The sequence below is a fragment of the Neoroseomonas rubea genome (assembly GCF_016106015.1).
Taxonomy (GTDB): Bacteria; Pseudomonadota; Alphaproteobacteria; order Acetobacterales; family Acetobacteraceae; genus Neoroseomonas; species Neoroseomonas rubea.
The window spans coordinates 1-17,761 of record NZ_JACADQ010000055.1; the positions used below are offsets into that span (position 1 = coordinate 1).

Here is a 17,761-nt window from a genome sequence, read left to right on the forward strand (position 1 = left end):
GGCGACGAGCATGCTCGCGCGCTGCGGCGGCGCGGCCTGCGCCACCTGGGGCGCCGGCGGCTGCGGCGCGAGCGCGACGACGCCGAGCAGACCGAGGCCGGCGACTCCGACCAGTACCACCACGATCAGGACGAGGCGGATGGCCATGGTTCAGACCCCGGTGCGGATCAGGACGAAGAAGGCGCCGGCGGCGATGGCGACGCCGTAGGGCAGCGGCGCCCCGCGGCCGATGCGCCAGGCTTCGCAACGCAGGACGCGGCCGATGGCGCCGGCCGGGATCGGCGCGGGCAGACCGCGGCGACGGCGCAGCACAAGATGGGAGACGGCGAGCAGCCCGCCGGCGATCGCGGTGGCGAGCAGCAGGTGCGGCACGGCGGCAGGCGGCACGAGCACCGCCGTCGCCGCCAGCAGCTTGACGTCGCCCCCGCCAAGGACGCCGCGCCGCCACAGCATGACGGCCGCGAGCAGCACCACCGAAGCGACGATGAAGGACAGGGCCAGCATGCCCATGCCCGCCGCGGCCTGCCGCGACACGCCGAGCACGGCGATGGCGACGACAAGCGCGTTCGGGATTCGCCGGACCGCGACATCGCGGAAAGCGGCGGCCGCCAGCACGGGAACCGCCACGAGGGCGATCGCGTCGGGGATCGTCGGGGCGGGGAACGGGACCATCGCATGCACCATGCCGGGGTCCACGTGAAGGAAGTGTTTAGGGCCGCTGCCGCGCAGCCTGGCCGTGGGGCGGCGAAGCCGTGCCTCGCCGCCCCGCCGGCATCAGGTCGGCGCCACGAACTTCGCGGCGATGCCGTTCAGCATCGCGTCGAGGTTGCCGCCGAGCAGCGTCAGCCCGCCGATGATCGCCACCGCGATGAAGGCCGCGATGAGCCCGTACTCCATCGCCGTCACGCCGCGCGTATCGGCCTTGAGCGCGGACAGGCGCGCGAAAATCATCTTTGCCATGGTCTGTCTCCGAAGACGCGCGCCACCCCTTCGGGCGCGCGGGGAAATGGAGGCCAGGCATCCTGCCAGCCATCGAGCAGTCCCGGTCGGATGGCCTGCGGCGATGGATCATCGCCAGGTATCCGAAACCGTCCCTCAGCGACATTTGACGAGACTGGACTTAAAGAACGGTGAAGGCGTTCGACAATCTCATCACGGCAGTTCGACGAGGCGGTCACCGAGCAGCGAGAAGAAGGCATCGGCGTCGAGCGCATCGAGCAGCAGCGCGTTCGACGGCTGGCCGCTTCTCTCCCACCGGTCGATCACGGTGCGGCCGCGCGCCGTCCCGTGGGTCTCGACCGCGGCATGCACGCGCCGCGTGGCGAAGATCTGCGGCGCGAGCAGCCACGCCACCGCGCAGGGGTCGTGCAACGGGAATCCCCTGAACCCGAATCGCCGCGAGGCCGGCACCGATTGCAGGATGGCGAGCGCCGCGGCCAGGCAGGCGCCGCCGCCGGCGGCCTCCAGCGTCGCGAGTCGCGCCGGCGTCACCAGCGCCTGCGCCGTCAGCTCGAGCGTCGCCAGCGTCACCGGCCGCCCGCAGCCGAGCAGCACGGCGAGGGATTCGGGATCCGACCAGGCGTTGAACTCGGCGGAGGGCGTGATGTTCCCCTCCGCCCAGGCGCCGGTCATCAGCACGATCTCCTCGACGCGTGCGGCGAGCGCGGGTTCGGACGCGAGCGCAAGGGCGAGGTTCGTCGCAGGACCGATGCCGATGAGCGTGACGCGCTCCTCCGCGCGCAGCACCGCGCGGATCGAATCGGCCGCGATTCCAGGCGCGGCCGGCGCGCCTTCGGGCAGCGCCACGCCGCCGATCCCGTCCGCCCCATGCACGCGCGGCTCCGCGGTGAAGGCGCCGAGCAGCGGCCGGTCCGCGCCGGCCACGACGGGGACGGCACGTCCGCTGAGCCCGACAATGGCGCGCGCATTGGGCAGCGTCCGGTCCAGCCCCGCATTGCCGCCCGCGACGGTGACGAGGCGGACATCCAGTTCGGGACTCGCCAGCGCGAGCCACAGCGCGAGCGCGTCATCCGTGCCCGGGTCGGTGTCGATGACGCAGATGCGCGCGCTCATGCCAGTTCCTGCTCGACCAGCCCGCACCAGAAGGCCGCGCCATGCGGCAGTGCCGCGTCGTTGAAGTCGAAATGCGGGTTGTGGTGCACGCCTTCCGGATGCGCTGGGTCGCCGGTGCCGAGGAAGACGTAGGCCCCCGGCCGCTGCGCGAGGAACTCGGAAAAATCCTCCCCGGGCGTCAGCGGCGGATGATCGTCCATGGTGCGCGCTTCGCCGACTGCGGCGCGCGCCGCGCGCACCGCGACCGCCGCCTGTTCCGCGCGGTTGATGGTCGGCGAGATGCGGCGGATGTAGCGCGGCTCCGCCGCCACGCGGCAGGTCGCTGCGATGCCGTGCGCGACGGCGGTGATCCGCGCTTCCAGATGACCGCGCACCTCCTCGCTGAAGGACCGCGCCGTACCGCAGACAAAGACCTCGGCGGGGATCACGTTCGGCGCGCCGCGCGCGCCGGCCGCGATGTGGCCGACGCTGAGCACGGCGGCCTGCAGCGGGTCGATCTCCCGCGCGACAAGCATGGGCAGGGCCGCGATGAACTGCGCGGCAGCCAGCGGCGCGTCGGTGCCCAGATGCGGCCGCGCCCCGTGCACGCCCGCGCCGTGGAAGGTCACCTCCCAGGTGTCGGAGGCCGCCAGCACCGGCCCCTTGGGCACGGCGATGGTGCCGAGCGGCAGGCCGGGCAGGTTGTGCAGGCCATAGACGGCATCCACCGGAAAGCGTTCGAACAGCCCGTCCGCCACCATGCGGGCGGCGCCCCCGCGCGATTCCTCGGCCGGCTGGAACACGAAATGCACCGTGCCGCCGAAGCGGTCGCGGTTCGCCGCAAGCCAGCGCGCCGCGCCGAGCAGCATCGCCGTATGCCCGTCATGCCCGCAGGCATGCATCTGCCCGGGCGTTTCGCTGGCATAGGGCAGGCCGGTCGCCTCCGGCATGGCGAGCGCATCCATGTCCGCCCGCAGCGCGACGGCGCGGTTGCCGCCCGCCCCCCGCGTGCCGGTCAGGCTGCCGACCACGCCGGTCACGCCGATGCCTTCCGTCACCGCGATGCCCCAGCCGCGCAGCAGGCCGGCGACGATGCCCGCCGTGCGCCGTTCCTCGAAGCCGAGTTCGGGGTGGCGGTGGAAGTCGCGGCGCCAGGCCTCCATCTCGGGGATGAGTGGGGCGAGATCCTCGGGGCTGGGCATGGGGCGCTCCGTTGCTGCGCTGCGGCGAAGATGCCACGCTGCGTCCCCCGCCGCCACGGATCGCGCCATGGAGTTCTGGCAGGGCTTCGCGGCGCCCGGCGCCGAGGACGGCCCCTTCACCGACCATTACCCCGCGCCCATGCCGGACGGTTCCCGCCTGGTGCTGCCGCTGCGCGACTATGGCGACGTCGCTGTCGCGGGCTTCATCGCCAACCAGGCGGCGATCGCGGTCGCGCGGCGCATCGGCGGATGGATGGGCGATGCCGCGCGCGACCTCGGCGCCGATGTCGTGGTCGGGCTGCCGACATTGGGGCAGGTGTTTGCGCCGCTGGTCGCGGAGGCGCTCGGCCATGCGAACTGGGTCGCGCCGGGATGGTCGCGCAAGCGGTGGTACGAGGATGCGCTATCGGTAGCCGCCTCCTCCTCCACCGCGCCGGGGGAACGGCGGCTCTGGCTCGACCCGCGGCTGCTGCCGCGGCTGGCAGGGCGGCGGGCGCTGCTCGTGGACGATGTGATCTCGACCGGGAGTTCGGCGCTCGCAGGCGTGGCGTTGCTGGAACGGGCCGGCCTGCGCCCCGCGGCCCTGATGGTGGCCATGGCGCAGGGCGATCGCTGGCGCGCCGACTGGCCCGCCGACATGCCTGTGCGCGCGGCCTTCGCCACGCCCCTCTTCACCCGCGTGCCGGGCGGTTGGATGCCGCGGCCCGGCACGGCGCCGATTGACCTCTGCCCCCTGATGCACGGGAAGACCACCGCATGAAGCGCCTGCTGCCCGTCGCCCTCGCGGCGCTGATCGCCCTGCCCGCCGCCGCACAGGACCGCGCGAGCCTGCGCATCGGCGTCGAGGCCGGGCCGACCAGCCTCGACCCGCATTTCGCGAGCCTCATCACGAACATCGCCTATGCCCGGCACGTCTTCCAGCCGTTGGTCGAGCAGGACCATCGCCAGGTGCTGCGCCCCGCCATCGCCCGGTCCTGGCGCGTGGTGGACGAGACCACCTGGGAGCTCGAGATCGACCCCGACGCCCGATTCAGCGACGGGCGACCCGTCACGGCCGAGGACATCGCCTTCACCATCGCGCGCGCGGGCGACGTGCCGAACAGCCCTTCGTCCTTCCGCTACGCGACGCGGCCGGTCGCGGCGGTGGAGGCCGTGGGCCCACGCACCGTCCGGCTGCGCACCAACGGTCCCTTCCCGCTGCTGCTGAACCAGCTGGCGCTGGTGATGATCGTGCCGAAGCGGGAGGGGCTGACCACCGCCGCCTTCAACGACGGCAGCGCGATGATCGGCAGCGGGCCCTATCGCCTGGTATCCTGGCAACCCGGCCAGCCGGTGCGCTACGCGCGGAGCGAGGCCTTCGCCGGCACCGCGCCGGCGCATGCGACGGTCGAGTTCCGCCCCATCCCGAACGCCGGGGCGCGGGTCGCCGCGCTGCGGTCGGGCGATGTGGACCTGATCGAGATCGTCCCGCCCGACCAGTTCGCGCGGCTGCGGACCGATCCCGCCTTCGCGACGGCGGAAATCCCGTCCAACCGCCTGATCTTCCTGACCCTCGATTCGGGGCGGGAGGAGAGCCCGCATATCCGCGTGCCGGAGGGCGCGCCGCTGCGGAACCCGCTGCGCGACGCGCGCGTGCGCCGGGCGCTGTCCATCGCCATCAACCGGGAGGCGATCGTCGCGCGCACGCTGCAGGGCCAGGCGGTGGCGGCCGGCGACCTCGGCCCGGCGGGCTATTTCGGCACCTCCCCCGACCTGACGCCACCCGCCTTCGACCTGGACGGGGCGCGCCGCCTGCTGGCCGAGGCAGGCTTCCCCCGCGGCTTTGCCGTGCAGGTGAACGGGCCGAACGACCGCTACGTGAATGACGAGCAGGTGGTGCAGGCGATCGCGCAGATGTGGACACGGCTCGGCCTGACCGCGACGGTCGAGGTCAAGCCGCGCGGCGTCTGGCTGACCGAGGCGGCGCAGCTCCGCTATTCCGTCAACCTTGCCGGCTTCTCGCCCAATCCGGAGGTGCTGGGGATGCTGGAGACGCAGATCCACTCCTGGGACACGACGCTCGGCCTGGGGACGGCCAATCGCGGGCGGTATTCCAACCCGGAGATCGACGCGATCATCCAGCGCGCGCGCCGCAGCATGGACGACCGGGAGCGCGAGAGATTGACGCAGGAGGCGACGCGCCGGGCGCTGCGGGACGAGACGGCCCTGATCCCGCTCTATTTCCAGGTGAACACCTGGGCGATGCGGCGCGGCGTGACCTATCAGGCGCGGACGGACGAGATGACGCTCGCCGTCTCGGCCGGGCGGGCGGACTAGCGCGGAGCGACCGCGACGACGACCTCGTTGCGACGCAGCGCCGGCACGGTCCAGGGCGGGTCGTAGAAGAACGCCTCGACCTCGCCCACCGGCCGCCAGCCGCCCGTCTCGAGCGCGGCGAGCAGGGCCGCGCGGCGTTCCGCCACCGTGGCCGCGCGCGGCAGGCCGGCAAAGCGCAGCACCGCGACCGTCTCCTCCGGCACCGTCACCAGCGTGACGCGCGGATCGTTCGGGACCGGCAGGGTCTCGATCGTGAAGCGCGCGGGCATGAAGAAGCGGATGCGCGAGCCGTCGCCGGACTGGGCGACGGGCGCCGTCATGGCGATGCGCTCGCCACGCACCTGCGCCACGGGGGCGGTCATGGCGATGCGGTCGCGTCGGGCATTGCCCCCGAAGATGTAGCCGGCGAGGCGGCGGAAGCCTTCCTGCCGCGCTTCCTCCTCCGCGCCCGCGACCGCGGTCTCGGCGGCGATGCGGGCGGCGTAGCGGCGGATCTCCACCTCACCCTCCCGTGCGAGCACGGTGAAGGCCGGTTCCTCGGTGCCGGAGCGGATGCCCACGACCGAGCAGGCCCCTAGTAGGACACTGGAGAGGATCGCGGCGAGGCGAAGGGACATGCGGCGGGGGTCTCCGGCATGTATCGCATATGGCGCCGCGCTCCCCCTTTGCGAAGGGCGAGGGCCATGCGCTACTTCGGGGGAAGCGACAGCGCAGGGGACGACCAGGACATGCCGGACGACGGCGGCGCGACCGACAGGATCGCCTATTCGGCACCGATCGGCGACGAGGTGAAGACCACCACCTGCTACATGTGCGCCTGCCGCTGCGGCATCCGCGTGCACTTGAAGGATGGCCGCGTCCGCTACATCGAAGGCAACCCCGACCATCCCGTGAACAAGGGCGTGCTCTGTGGCAAGGGCAGCGCCGGGATCATGACGCAGTATTCCCCGGCCCGGCTGCAGGCGCCGCTAAAGCGCGTCGGGCCGCGCGGGTCGGGCGAATTCGCCGAGATCAGCTGGGAGGAGGCGATGGAGATCGCCACCGGCTGGCTGAAGCATGTGCGGCAGACCGATCCGCGGCGCCTTGCCTTCTTCACGGGGCGCGACCAGTCCCAGTCGCTCACTGGCTTCTGGGCGGCGCAGTTCGGCACGCCGAACTTCGCGGCGCATGGCGGCTTCTGCTCGGTCAACATGGCCGCCGGCGGGCTCTACACCATCGGCGGGTCCTTCTGGGAATTCGGCGAGCCGGACTGGGAGCACGCGAAGTACCTGATGATCTTCGGCGTCGCCGAGGACCATGATTCCAACCCGATCAAGACCGGCCTCGCCGCGCTGAAGGGCCGCGGCGCGAAGGTCGTGTCCGTGAACCCCGTGCGCACCGGCTATTCGGCAGTCGCCGACGAATGGGTCGGCATCCGGCCGGGGACGGACGGGCTGCTGATCATGGCGCTGATCCACGAGCTGATCCGCACCGACCGCGTCGATGGCGAATTCCTGGTGCGCTACACCAACGCGCCCTGGCTGGTGGTGCGCAATCCCGGCGGGGCCGATGACGGGCTCTTCGCCCGGGACGCCGATGGCAAGCCGCTCGCCTGGGACCGCACGCGCGGCGCGATCGCGGCCGATGACGTGTCGCTGAGCGCCGTGCTGGTCGGCGAGTTCACGCTGCCCGATGGACGCCGCGCACAGCCGGTCTTCCAACTGATGGCCGAACGCTACCTGGGCGAGGACTACGCGCCGGAAGCGGTGGCGGAGCGCTGCGGCATCGGCGCGGAGCGCATCCGCCGCCTCGCTGCCGAGGTCGCGGACATCGCATTCAACCAGCCGCTGACGCTCGACATCCCGTGGACGGATGTCTGGGGCCGCACGCATGAGACGATGGTAGGGCGCCCCGTCGCCTTCCATGCCATGCGCGGCATCAGCGCGCATTCCAACGGGCTGCACACCTGCCGGGCTCTGCACATCCTGCAGATGCTGCTGGGTGCGGTCGATACGCCGGGCTCATGGCGCTACAAGTCGCCCTTCCCGCGGCCCATCCCGCCCGGGCTCGGCCCGGCGGGGCGCGGGGCGAAGCCGAACACGCCGCTCGCGGGCAACATCCTGTCCTTCCCCTCCGGCCCGGACGACCTGCTGGTCGAGGATGACGGCACGCCGATCCGCATCGACCACGCCTTCTCCTGGGAAGCGCCGCTCGGCCTGCACGGGATGATGCACACCGTCATCGGCAATGCCGAGAAGGGCGATCCCTACAAGATCGACACGCTGTTCATGTTCATGGCGAACATGGCCTGGAACAGCGCCATGAACCCGCTGGAGACGATCCGCTGCCTGACGGCGCAGGATGAGGACGGCGAGTACGTCATCCCGCACGTCATCTATTCGGACGCCTATTTCAGCGAGACGGTCCCCTATGCCGACCTGATCCTGCCGGACACCACCTACCTGGAGCGCTGGGATGCGATCAGCATCCTCGACCGCCCGATCGGCTCCTCGCACGGCCCCGGCGATGCGATCCGCCAGCCCGTCATCAAGCCGGACCGCGACGTCCGCCCCTTCCAGGAGGTGCTGATCGAACTGGGGGCGCGGCTCGGCCTGCCGGCCTTCGTGAAGGAGGACGGCTCGCCGAAGTTCAAGGACTATCCGGACTACATCGTGAACCACCAGCGCATGCCGGGCGTGGGGCCGCTCGCCGGCTGGCGGGGCGAGGATGGGTCGAAGAAGGGCGTGGGCGAGCCCAACAAGGACCAGTTGCAGCGCTACATCGAGAATGGCTGCTTCTGGCGTCACAACCTCGCGCCGGAGGAATCCTACTTCAAGCACGCCAACGCCACCTACCTGGCGAACGCCAAGGCGATGGGGATGATGGGCAATTCGAACCAGATCGTGCTGCAGATCTGGTCGGAGCCCTTGCAGAAGTTCCGCCTGGCCGCGGAAGGCCATGGCGCGAAGCAGCCGCCCGAGGCGCTGCGCGAGCGTGTGCGCACATACTGCGACCCGCTGCCCTTCTGGTACGCGCCGCTCGAGCAGCAGCAGCACGACACGGATCCCTACCCGCTCTCGGCCGTCACGCAGCGGCCGATGGCGATGTACCATTCCTGGGGATCGATGAACGCGTGGCTGCGGCAGATCCACGGTTCGAACAAGCTGTACATGTCGCGCGCGCGCGCCGAGGCCGAAGGCCTCGCGCAGGATGACTGGGTCTGGGTGGAAAGCCGCAACGGGCGCGTGAAGGCGCAGCTGTCCCTGATGGAAGGCGTCAACCGCGACACCGTCTGGACCTGGAACGCCATCGGCAAGCGCGCCGGCGCATGGATGCTCTCGCCCAGCGCCGCCGAAGCGCAGCGCGGCTTCCTGCTCAACCACGTCATCAGCGAATGGCTGCCGGCGCAGACCGGGCCGCGCCTCGCGAACGCCGATCCCGTGACGGGCCAGGCCGCCTGGTACGATCTGCGCGTGAAGGTGACGAAATGCGCCCCGGGCGAGGACGGCATCACCGACCCGCTGCCGACGCTGCTGGAGACGCCGCCGAACATGCCTCAGACGCCGGACATCCTGCGCTACAACGCCGGGGGAGACCGCCCGTGACGTCCCTGCCAACGCCGGCGCCCGGTGCGAAGAAGCTCGGCCTCGTCATCGACCTCGACACCTGCGTCGGCTGCCATGCCTGCGCGACCAACTGCAAGGAATGGAACACCAGCGGCCACATGGCGCCGCTGCCCGACCGCAACGCCTATTCCGCGGGCCAGGAGGGCGTCTGGTTCAACCGCGTCCATGCCTATGAAGCCGGCGAGGGCGAGGAAGGCCGCACGGTCCACTTCCCCCGCTCCTGCCTGCATTGCGAGACGCCGGCCTGCGTCACCGTCTGCCCCACCGGCGCTTCGTACAAGCGGGCCGAGGACGGCATCGTGCTGGTCAACACCGACATCTGCATCGGCTGCCAGCTCTGCGCCTGGGCCTGCCCCTACGGCGCGCGGGAATTCGACGACGATGCGGGCGTGATGAAGAAGTGCACGCTCTGCGTGGACCGCATCTACAACGAGACGATCCCCGAGCCGCAGCGCGTGCCCGCCTGCGTGTCGACCTGCCCGGCCCATGCGCGGCATTTCGGCGACCTCGGCGATCCCGAGAGCGCGGTCTCGAAGCTGGTGGCCGAACGCGGCGGCGTCGAGCTGATGCCCGAGCTCGGCTACAAGCCCGTGAACCGCTATCTGCCGCCGCGCCGTGCGCCGAAGGCCGATGCGGGGCCGCCGAAGGAGGCCGGGCCCCTGCCGTCCCGCATCACGAACCCGCTGCTGCGCTGGGTGGACAAGGTGCTGTCGCGATGAATCCCGCGCCGTCGATCGTCTTCTTCACCGTCGCCTCCGGGGCGGGCTACGGGCTGCTCTTCTGGATGGGGCTGCTGCGGCCGCTGGGCCTTGTGCCGGGCGGAGCAGCCTTCGGCGCAGGCGCGGTGGGCCTCGCGCTGGTGCTCATCATGCTGGGGCTGCTCTCATCCACAGCGCATCTCGGCCGGCCAGAACGCGCCTGGCGGGCGCTCAGCCAGTGGCGGTCATCGTGGCTGTCGCGCGAAGGCGTGGCGGCGGTCGTGACCTTCGCGCCGGCGGGGCTGTTCTTCATCGCGGTGATCGGCGGCAAGGAATGGCTCGCCTGGTGGACCGGGCTGCTCGCCGCGGCCGGTGCCGCGGCGACTGTCTATTGCACCGGCATGATCTACGCCTCCCTCAAGCCGATCCGGCAATGGCACAACCCACTGACGACGCCGGGCTACCTGCTGTTCGGCGCCTTTTCGGGCGCCGTGCTGCTGGCGATGCTGGCGGCCTTCTGGGGGGCGGCGGCGGTGCCGGCGGCGATCGCGGCACTTCTCGGCGCCGGGTCCTTCGTCTTCAAGCGCGTCTATTGGGCCAGCATCGACGCCGCGCCGCCGGTCGCGACGATGGAAAGTGCCACGGGCCTCGGCTTCATCGGCAAGGTGCGGCCGCTCGATCCGCCGCATACCGAGACCAACTACCTGCTGCGGGAGATGGCCTTCCGCATCGGGCGCGTCCATGCGGCGCGGCTGCGCCGGATCGCGAGCCTCGTGGGCTTCGCCGCACCGGCGGTGCTGCTCGCTCTTGCCCTGCCCATGGGCGGTGTGCCGGCGGGCATCCTCGCGCTGGCGGCGGCGCTGCTGGCGCTGGTCGGGTTGCTCGCGGAACGCTGGCTCATGTTTGCCGAGGCGACGCACACGGTCGCGCTCTACTATGGGGTTGGCGAGCCGCGCTGAGCGCGCTTGCGCCGCCGGGCGCCATGGCCAAGGATCGCGCCCGGGATCAACGGGAGGATCCGGCCATGAAGCGCTCCGAATTCCTGAAGGCGGCCGCCGCGGGTGGCTTCCTCGCTGTGGCGGGCCTGCCGCGCGGCGCGCAGGCGCAGGCGGCGGGCACGCTTCGCGCTGGGCTGAAGCTCAGCCCGACATCGATGGACCCGCATTTCCGCCTGTCGGGCGAGCAGAACCTGCTCCGCGCCCTGCATGCCCGCTTCGTCGGCATGAGCGCGGACGGCAAGCCGGAGCCCGGCATCGCCGAGCGCTGGCGCCCGGTGAATGACGGCACGGCGTGGGAATTCACCCTGCGCGCCGATGCGAAGTTCAGCGATGGCACCCCCATCACGGCGGAGGACGCCGCCTATTCCATTGCCCGCGTGCCGACGATCACGGGCTCGGCCGGCGCCTATCACATCTTCGTCCGCGCCATCACGCGGACCGAGGTGAAGGATGCGCGAACCATCCTGCTGCACACCGCCCAGCCCTACCCCTTCATGGTCGAGGACATGACAGAGGTCGCGATCCTCTCGAAATCGCTCGGCCCGGAACTGCGTACCGCCGACTTCAACGCGAGGAATGTGCGCGTCTTCTCCGGCCCCTACACGCTGGTGGACCATCGCTTCGGCGAATTCGTCGAGATGCGCCGCAACCCGCATTGGTTCGGCGCCGCGCCGGACTTCGAGACGGTGAACTTCAAGGTCATCTCGTCCGACGCCAGCCGCATGGCGGCACTGCTCGCCGGCGACGTGCAGGCGATCGACGAGGTCTCGGTCGCGGATATCGCCCGCCTCCGGCGCGACGCGAACATCAACGTCACGCAGATCCCCGGCATGCGCGTGATGTACATCGCCATGGACATGGACCGGGACGTCTCGCCCTTCGTGCGCGACGCGGCGGGCCAGCCCATGACGCGCAACCCGCTCAAGGATGCCCGCGTGCGCCAGGCGCTCTCCCTCGCGCTGAACCGCCAGGCCATCGTCGAGCGCGTGATGGAGGGCGCGGCGAGCGTCGCCTCCAACCTGCTGCCGGAAGGCACGCCCGGCACATCCACGAACCTGCGCGTCGTGGCGCAGGATGTGGAGCGCGCGCGTCGGTTGCTGGCCGAAGCCGGCTATCCGAACGGCTTCCAGATCACCATCCACGCGACCAACGACCGTTATCCGAACGACGAGAAGGTGGCCCAGGCCATTGCACAGTTCTGGACCCGCATCGGCGTGCGGACGGAAGTGCAGACCATGCCAAACGCGGCCTATTTCCCGGCCGCCGCGCGGCAGACCTTCAGCGTGATGGCGGCGCAGTACGGCGCGGACAATGTTTCCTACGCCTATCGCGCGCTGGTCCACACCTTCAACCGGGATCAGGGCCTCGGCACCGCCAACCGGACGCGGCATTCGAGCCCGCGGGCCGATGCGTTGGTGGCCCAGGCGCTGGTCGAAATGGACGAGTCGAAGCGCAACGCGCTGTTCGCCCAGGCCGCCGACATCGCGATCGGGGAGGAGGCGATCATCCACATGGTCTACCACCCGGCCTATGTGTACGCGGCGCGCAAGCCGTTGTCGGTGACCCCGTACTACAACGGGGCGTTCCTGCCGCAGGCGGTGGCGCGGGGCTGACCGGCCCCGCGCCCTTCGCGATCAGATGATGGAAAAGTCGCTCGCGGTGACGCCCGCAAGGTTCGTCAATTGCGCGACGAGCGAACGCCCGCCTGCACCGTTCCCATCCGCATCGTACCAGACCGAGCCAGTGTCGGTCTCGTAGACGAAGCGCGTTGCCGCGGCGCTCGCCGCGCCGCTGTCATTCGACTCGAAGCGGTTCGCCGCGAGCGCGCCGGCGGCAAGGCCGCCGAACGCCATGCCCCACAGGACCAGCTGGTCGTCTGCGGCGCTGAAGTCGGTGACGGTGTCGGCATGCGCCGCGCCATGGCTCGAGAAGAAGAATCGATCGGCACCGGTCCCGCCCGCGAGCACATCGACGTCGATGCCGCCATGCACGAAGTCGTCGCCCGCGCCGCCGGCCACCGAGTCGTTGCCGGCCTGGCCCTGGACCGTGTCATTGCCGTCCCCGCCATCGAGCGTGTCGCGGCCGTAGTCGCCGCGCAGGCGGTCGCTGCCGGCATCCCCGTACATGAGGTCGTGGCCCCAGTAGCCATCGATCTCGTCATTGCCGAGGCCGCCCGCGAGCGTGTCGTCACCGATGCCGCCATGGAGCTTGTCGTCGCCCGCGTCGCCGGCCAGCGCATCGTTGCCCCAGCCGCCGCGCAGGTCATCCGCGCCGTCGCCGCCCGCGAGCGTGTCGTCGCCAGCCTCACCTTCGAGGCGGTCGTCATCCGCGCCGCCTTCGAGGAGGTCGCGGCCATTGCCGCCGCGCAGCCTGTCGCGCCCCGCATCGCCGTGGAGGCGGTCATCGCCCTCGAAGCCGTCGAGATCGTCGTCGCCGACCCCTCCCGCGAGCGTGTCGTTGCCGAGGCCGCCATGCAGCTTGTCGTCGCCATCGTCGCCGGAGAGGCTGTCATTGCCCCAGCCGCCGTACATGTCGTCGCGGCCGCTGCCGCCGCTCAGCCGGTCGTCGTCATATTCGCCAAGCAGCCGGTCGTCGCCGAGCCCGCCGGCAATGTCGTCGCGGCCATGGCCACCGCGCATGCGGTCATCGCCATCCTCGCCGAACATGTGATCGTTGCCGTCGCCGCCCGTCCCGTCATCGGCGCCTTGGCCGCCGCGGATCGTGTCCTCGCCGACCCCGCCATACAGGAAGTCGTTGCCGTTCCCGCCGCCGACGTCATCCGAACCACCGCCGCCGAAAACCGTGTTGTTGCGGTCGTCGCCGCTGATGCGGTTGTCGCTGTCGTCGCCGAACTGGGCGCCAGGCATGAAGGGCGTGCCGTCCGGCCGCAGATAGAACTCAGCGGTCTCGGTGTAGGTATCGCCGGATACGCGCGAGAAGACCTTCACTTCCCGATGGGTCGGGTAGAGTTCCGTCCAGATGATGCGGTTCGCCTCGATGACAAAGCTGTCGCCGCCGTCGATCGACTTCTGGCGCCACGCGCCGTTGTGCAACTCCAATACGCTGGTCACGCGGCCCGCGGACAGGATGAAGCGGTAGGTGTCATTCGCCATCGGAGGCGCTCCTCGCAGTTTTGCCGACGCCGGGCGGCGTGGCGCGGAGCGATGACTGCACTCGGCGTGCCATTCAAAGGAACGTGAACAAACCCTTGAGAATTCAGTCGCTTTTCACGCGGCCGGAGTGGTGAAGGCGGGCGCAACCCACCCAGCATTGGGCGTCAGCCCCCTTTGTCCCCGTGATGAGGGCCCACTGGCCCAATGCGCCATCGGTGCGGCGAATGGCGGGACAAGGTCGCGACGGGCGGCGGGCAACATGATCGGCGTCAGCCATGGTGGTGACGACCGAGATTTCGCGACTGCCATGATGGGAGGCGGGGGAAGATGGTCGGGCAGGCGGGATTCGAACCCACGACCCCCAGTCCCCCAGACTGATGCGCTACCAGGCTGCGCTACTGCCCGACCGAGGCGCGCCGTTTAGCATCCGGCGCGCGTGCTTGCCACCCCCTCTCAGGCAGCGAGCGCACGCAACTCCCGCGCAATGGACTCAAGCTCTGCCAGCGCCTCCCGCAGCGCGGCGGTTTCCTGCTCCTCCGCCGCCGGCGGCGGATCGCCCAGCGGCAATTCCCCCGTCACCGCGGCCTGCGGCCCCTCATCCGTGCCGTCGCGCAGCAGCCGTTGCACGCCCTTGATCGTGTAGCCCTGGGTGTAGAGCAGGTCGGAGATGCGGCGCAGCAGCGCGATGTCCTCGGGGCGGTAGTAGCGCCGCCCGCCACCGCGCTTGAGCGGCTTGAGCTGCGGGAACTTCGTCTCCCAGAAGCGCAGGACGTGCTGCGGGATGTGCAGGTCGTCCGCGACCTCGCTGATGGTGCGGAACGCCGTCGGCGCCTTGCGCGGCTTGCCGCGCGCCTCGGCGTCGGAGACCTCGTCGCTCATTCCTCGGCCCCTACGGGTTCGTTGTTGATCCGCGCCTTAAGGACCTGGGAGGGACGGAAGCTCAACACCTTTCTCGGCAGGATCGGAACCTCGACGCCGGTCTTGGGGTTGCGCCCGACGCGCTGGCCCTTCTGCCGTACGAGGAAGGTGCCGAAGGCCGAGATCTTCACGGGTTCCCCGGCCTCGAGCGCGGCGGAGATGCGCTCCAGCACGGTCTCGAGCAGCGCCGCGCTCTCATTCCGCGAAAGGCCGACATTGGCGTAGATCGCTTCCGCGAGCTGCGCGCGCGTCACCGTGTTCATCCCTTGCATGGTCTCGCAACCCGTTATGAACGCTATGAAACCCGCGCGCCGGGGGCTGCGTCAACCGCGCTTGTCAGAAGCGGGCCAGCGCCGCGCCCCAGGTCAGGCCGCCGCCGATCGCTTCCATGACGACGAGATCGCCCGGCCGGATGCGCCCATCCCCGCAGGCTTCCGCCAACGCGAGCGGGATCGAGGCTGCCGAGGTGTTGGCGTGCCGGTCCACCGTGACGACGACGCGCTCGGCCGGCAGATGCAGCTTTCGTCCCATCGCCTCGATGATGCGGAGGTTCGCCTGGTGCGGCACCAGCCAGCGCACATCGCCATGCGTCATGCCGTTGGCGACCAGTGCCTCATCCACAACGGACGCCAGCTTGGTGACCGCGTGGCGGAACACTTCCTTGCCGGCCATGCGGAGCAGGCCGGCCCCGCCGGTCGACCCCGCGCCGCCCTCGACATGCAGGATGTCGCCGAAGCGACCATCGGCATGCAGGTGGCAGGAGAGGATGCCGCGATCCTCCCGCGTGCCGCCATTCTCCTCCGCGCGCAGCAGCACCGCGCCGGCGCCGTCCCCGAACAGCACGCAGGTGCCGCGGTCGGTCCAGTCGAGGATGCGCGAATAGACTTCCGTGCCGATCACCAGCACGCAGCGCGCCTGGCCGGCGCGGATCAGGCTGTCCGCCACGCCGAGCGCGTAGACGAATCCGGTGCAGGCCGCCGCCATGTCGAAGGCGAAGCCCTTCGTCACGCCGAGCTTGGCCTGGATGCGCACCGCGGTCGCGGGGAAGGCCGAGTCGGGGGTCGAGGTCGCGACGAGGATCGCGTCCACCTCCTCGGCCGCCACGCCAGCGCGTGCCAGCGCATCGCGCGCCGCGGCCGCGCCGAGGTCGGAGGCCGTCTGGTCGGGTGCCGCCACGTGGCGGAAGCCGATGCCCGTGCGCTCGCGGATCCAGGCGTCGGAGGTCTCGAGCCCATGCAGCGCGGCGAGTTCGTCGTTCGAAAGCCGGGTTTCCGGCAGATAGCCGCCGCAGCCGGCAATCGTCGCGCGCAGGACCATGGGCAGGCTTGCCTTCAGCGGGGCTCGGCCGGCACCCGCGGGCCGGAGGTGGACAGGCGGGTCAGGCCTTCACGGATACGCTCGTTGAAGCCGTGCGTCACCATGTCCATGGCGACATCGACCGCGTGCGCGAAGCCAAGCGCATCCGTCCCGCCATGGGACTTCACGACGACGCCATTGAGGCCGATCAGGATCGCGCCGTTGTAGCGGCGCGGATCCATCCATTCGCGCAGCCGGTCGAGCGCCGGGCGCGCAAGCAGGTAGCCCAGGCGCGCGGGCACGCTGCTCGTGAAGACCTGCCGCAGCAGGTCGCGCATGAGCTTGAGCGCGCCTTCGCCGGTCTTGAGCGCGACATTCCCCGTGAAGCCGTCGGTCACGATCACGTCGGTCGTCCCGGCGGTGATGTCGTGGCCTTCCACGAAGCCGCGGAAGTTCTGGCCGATATGCGAATCGCGCAGCGTCTCGGCGGCGTGGCGGACGCGGTCGTCGCCCTTCAACTCCTCCGAGCCCACGTTCAGCAGGCCGATCGTCGGATTGGTCAGGCCGAGCACGGCGCGCGCGAAGGCGTCGCCCATCACCGCGAACTCGACGAGGTTCCGCGCGTCGCATTGCACGTTGGCGCCGAGGTCGAGCAGCACCACGTCGCCGCGCGCGGAAGGGCCGATCGCGGCGAGCGCCGGCCGGTCGATTTCGGGCATCGTCTTGATGACGATCTTGGCGAGCGCCATCAGCGCGCCGGTATTGCCGGCCGAGACCACGCCCGCGGCCTCGCCCGCCGCCACCGCGTCGATGGCGACGCGCATCGATGACCCGCGCACGCGCAGCGCGGCGGTCGGCTTCATGTCGCCGGAAATGCGGTCGGGTGCGTGGCGCAGGCTGCAGGCGCGCGCGGCCCGCTTCCGGCGGGCGAGGCCGCCGGCAACCAGCGCCTCGTCACCCACCAACAGGAAGCGCGCATCGGGATGCCGCTCGGCCGCCAGTTCCAGCCCGTCGAGCACCACCTCCGGCGCCGCGTCGCCGCCCATGGCATCGATCGCGAGCGAGAAAGCAGGCCCCTGCTGCGCCATCGTCAGCGTTCCGGGCGCGGGGTCGTCGTCACCGCGGTCAGCCGCGGATCGTCTGGCCCACGCGCTCCGCCGCCACCACTTCGCGGCCGTCATAGTGGCCGCAGTGGGAGCAGACATGGTGCGGACGCTTCAGTTCGCCGCAGTTCGAGCACTCCTGATAGGAGGGGGCGCTCAGCGCCTCATGGCTACGGCGCATGCCGCGGCGGGAGGGCGAAACCTTCTTCTTCGGAACGGCCATGGCGCCGAGCCTCTTTCATCAATACGTCAAGGATAGCGGGAGCGGCGGGCATTAGCACCCACCCCCGCGGGGCGCAAGGGACCGGTTGTGCCCGCCGGGCGCCGGGCCCGGGTCGCGCGCGGGGACGTCAGGATCCCTTCGCCTGGCCGCGCAGCGCGGCGAGCGCCGCGAAGGGGCCGCTGGGCGTCGCCCCGCCCTCCCCGGCCACGGGCAGTTCGGCGAGATCGGAAGAGCGGA

Annotated in this window: 16 protein-coding genes, 1 tRNA gene and 1 pseudogene; 6 read left to right on the top strand and 12 right to left on the bottom strand. The window is 70.8% G+C overall.

Translation table 11 applies throughout. The features are described from left to right. Positions 1 to 150: 150 nt before the first annotated feature. From HW577_RS08350 to HW577_RS08365, 4 genes are all read right to left on the bottom strand, one after another. Positions 151 to 684 carry an A24 family peptidase gene (locus HW577_RS08350; protein WP_198375685.1) on the bottom strand — a complete coding sequence of 178 codons (534 nt, stop codon included), beginning with the start codon at positions 682 to 684 and terminating at the stop codon, positions 151 to 153. A gap of 90 nt (positions 685 to 774) precedes the next feature. Continuing rightward, positions 775 to 960, bottom strand: coding sequence for a Flp family type IVb pilin (locus HW577_RS08355; RefSeq protein WP_198375686.1), 186 nt, complete (start codon positions 958 to 960; stop codon positions 775 to 777). A 192-nt stretch (positions 961 to 1,152) separates the two neighbouring features. Then, on the bottom strand, positions 1,153 to 2,073 hold the full coding sequence (locus HW577_RS08360; protein ID WP_198375687.1) for a nucleoside hydrolase: 921 nt from the start codon (positions 2,071 to 2,073) through the stop codon (positions 1,153 to 1,155). Next, a complete protein-coding gene (locus HW577_RS08365) occupies positions 2,070 to 3,254 on the bottom strand; it encodes an amidohydrolase (protein WP_232474775.1) in 1,185 nt (394 codons plus the stop codon). Before HW577_RS08365 ends, HW577_RS08360 begins: the two co-directional genes overlap by 4 nt. Between HW577_RS08365 and HW577_RS08370 the strand changes: the two genes are divergently transcribed. Together HW577_RS08370 and HW577_RS08375 are read left to right on the top strand one after the other, a co-directional pair. Next, positions 3,253 to 4,014 (top strand): phosphoribosyltransferase, encoded by a 762-nt coding sequence (locus tag HW577_RS08370; RefSeq protein ID WP_408639525.1) that lies wholly within the window; start codon positions 3,253 to 3,255, stop codon positions 4,012 to 4,014. The two genes, HW577_RS08365 and HW577_RS08370, sit on opposite strands and share 2 nt — an antisense overlap. Continuing rightward, positions 4,011 to 5,570, top strand: coding sequence for an ABC transporter substrate-binding protein (locus HW577_RS08375; RefSeq protein ID WP_198375689.1), 1,560 nt, complete (start codon positions 4,011 to 4,013; stop codon positions 5,568 to 5,570). Before HW577_RS08370 ends, HW577_RS08375 begins: the two co-directional genes overlap by 4 nt. Here the strand turns inward: HW577_RS08375 and HW577_RS08380 are convergent. Then, positions 5,567 to 6,187, bottom strand: a complete 621-nt coding sequence (locus tag HW577_RS08380; protein ID WP_198375690.1) for an SOUL family heme-binding protein — start codon at positions 6,185 to 6,187, stop codon at positions 5,567 to 5,569. The genes HW577_RS08375 and HW577_RS08380 overlap by 4 nt on opposite strands. Positions 6,188 to 6,253: 66 nt before the next feature. Here HW577_RS08380 and HW577_RS08385 point away from each other — a divergent pair, with 66 nt between their 5' ends. From HW577_RS08385 to HW577_RS08400, 4 genes are all read left to right on the top strand, one after another. Further along, positions 6,254 to 9,154, top strand: a complete 2,901-nt coding sequence (locus tag HW577_RS08385; protein WP_232474776.1) for a molybdopterin oxidoreductase family protein — start codon at positions 6,254 to 6,256, stop codon at positions 9,152 to 9,154. Further along, a complete protein-coding gene (locus HW577_RS08390) occupies positions 9,151 to 9,894 on the top strand; it encodes a 4Fe-4S dicluster domain-containing protein (protein ID WP_332837554.1) in 744 nt (247 codons plus the stop codon). Before HW577_RS08385 ends, HW577_RS08390 begins: the two co-directional genes overlap by 4 nt. Further along, positions 9,891 to 10,832: a dimethyl sulfoxide reductase anchor subunit family protein gene (locus HW577_RS08395; protein ID WP_198375692.1), complete on the top strand. Its 942-nt coding sequence runs from the start codon at positions 9,891 to 9,893 to the stop codon at positions 10,830 to 10,832. Before HW577_RS08390 ends, HW577_RS08395 begins: the two co-directional genes overlap by 4 nt. A gap of 65 nt (positions 10,833 to 10,897) precedes the next feature. After that, positions 10,898 to 12,484, top strand: coding sequence for an ABC transporter substrate-binding protein (locus tag HW577_RS08400; protein ID WP_198375693.1), 1,587 nt, complete (start codon positions 10,898 to 10,900; stop codon positions 12,482 to 12,484). A 21-nt stretch (positions 12,485 to 12,505) separates the two neighbouring features. On the opposite strand, the gene HW577_RS08405 is transcribed toward HW577_RS08400, so the two are convergent. From HW577_RS08405 to rpmF, 7 genes and pseudogenes are all read right to left on the bottom strand, one after another. Beyond that, the gene (locus HW577_RS08405; RefSeq protein ID WP_198375694.1) at positions 12,506 to 13,984 is read right to left on the bottom strand and encodes a calcium-binding protein; all 1,479 of its coding nucleotides are present in this window, start codon (positions 13,982 to 13,984) and stop codon (positions 12,506 to 12,508) included. A 328-nt stretch (positions 13,985 to 14,312) separates the two neighbouring features. After that, positions 14,313 to 14,389, bottom strand: a tRNA-Pro gene (locus HW577_RS08410). Positions 14,390 to 14,503: 114 nt separating this feature from the next. Further along, positions 14,504 to 14,863: pseudogene (locus HW577_RS08415) on the bottom strand (MerR family transcriptional regulator); the annotation flags it as partial. Further along, a complete protein-coding gene (locus tag HW577_RS08420) occupies positions 14,860 to 15,165 on the bottom strand; it encodes an integration host factor subunit alpha (RefSeq protein ID WP_198375700.1) in 306 nt (101 codons plus the stop codon). The gene HW577_RS08420 and the pseudogene HW577_RS08415, both read right to left, overlap by 4 nt. A 73-nt stretch (positions 15,166 to 15,238) precedes the next feature. After that, entirely contained in the window at positions 15,239 to 16,219 is a 981-nt protein-coding gene (locus tag HW577_RS08425) for a beta-ketoacyl-ACP synthase III (RefSeq protein ID WP_269769520.1), read from the bottom strand. A 14-nt stretch (positions 16,220 to 16,233) separates the two neighbouring features. Next, on the bottom strand, positions 16,234 to 17,286 hold the full coding sequence (gene plsX / locus HW577_RS08430) for a phosphate acyltransferase PlsX (RefSeq protein WP_198375696.1): 1,053 nt from the start codon (positions 17,284 to 17,286) through the stop codon (positions 16,234 to 16,236). Positions 17,287 to 17,323: 37 nt separating this feature from the next. Next, entirely contained in the window at positions 17,324 to 17,524 is a 201-nt protein-coding gene (gene rpmF / locus HW577_RS08435) for a 50S ribosomal protein L32 (RefSeq protein ID WP_198375697.1), read from the bottom strand. Positions 17,525 to 17,761 lie beyond the last annotated feature (237 nt).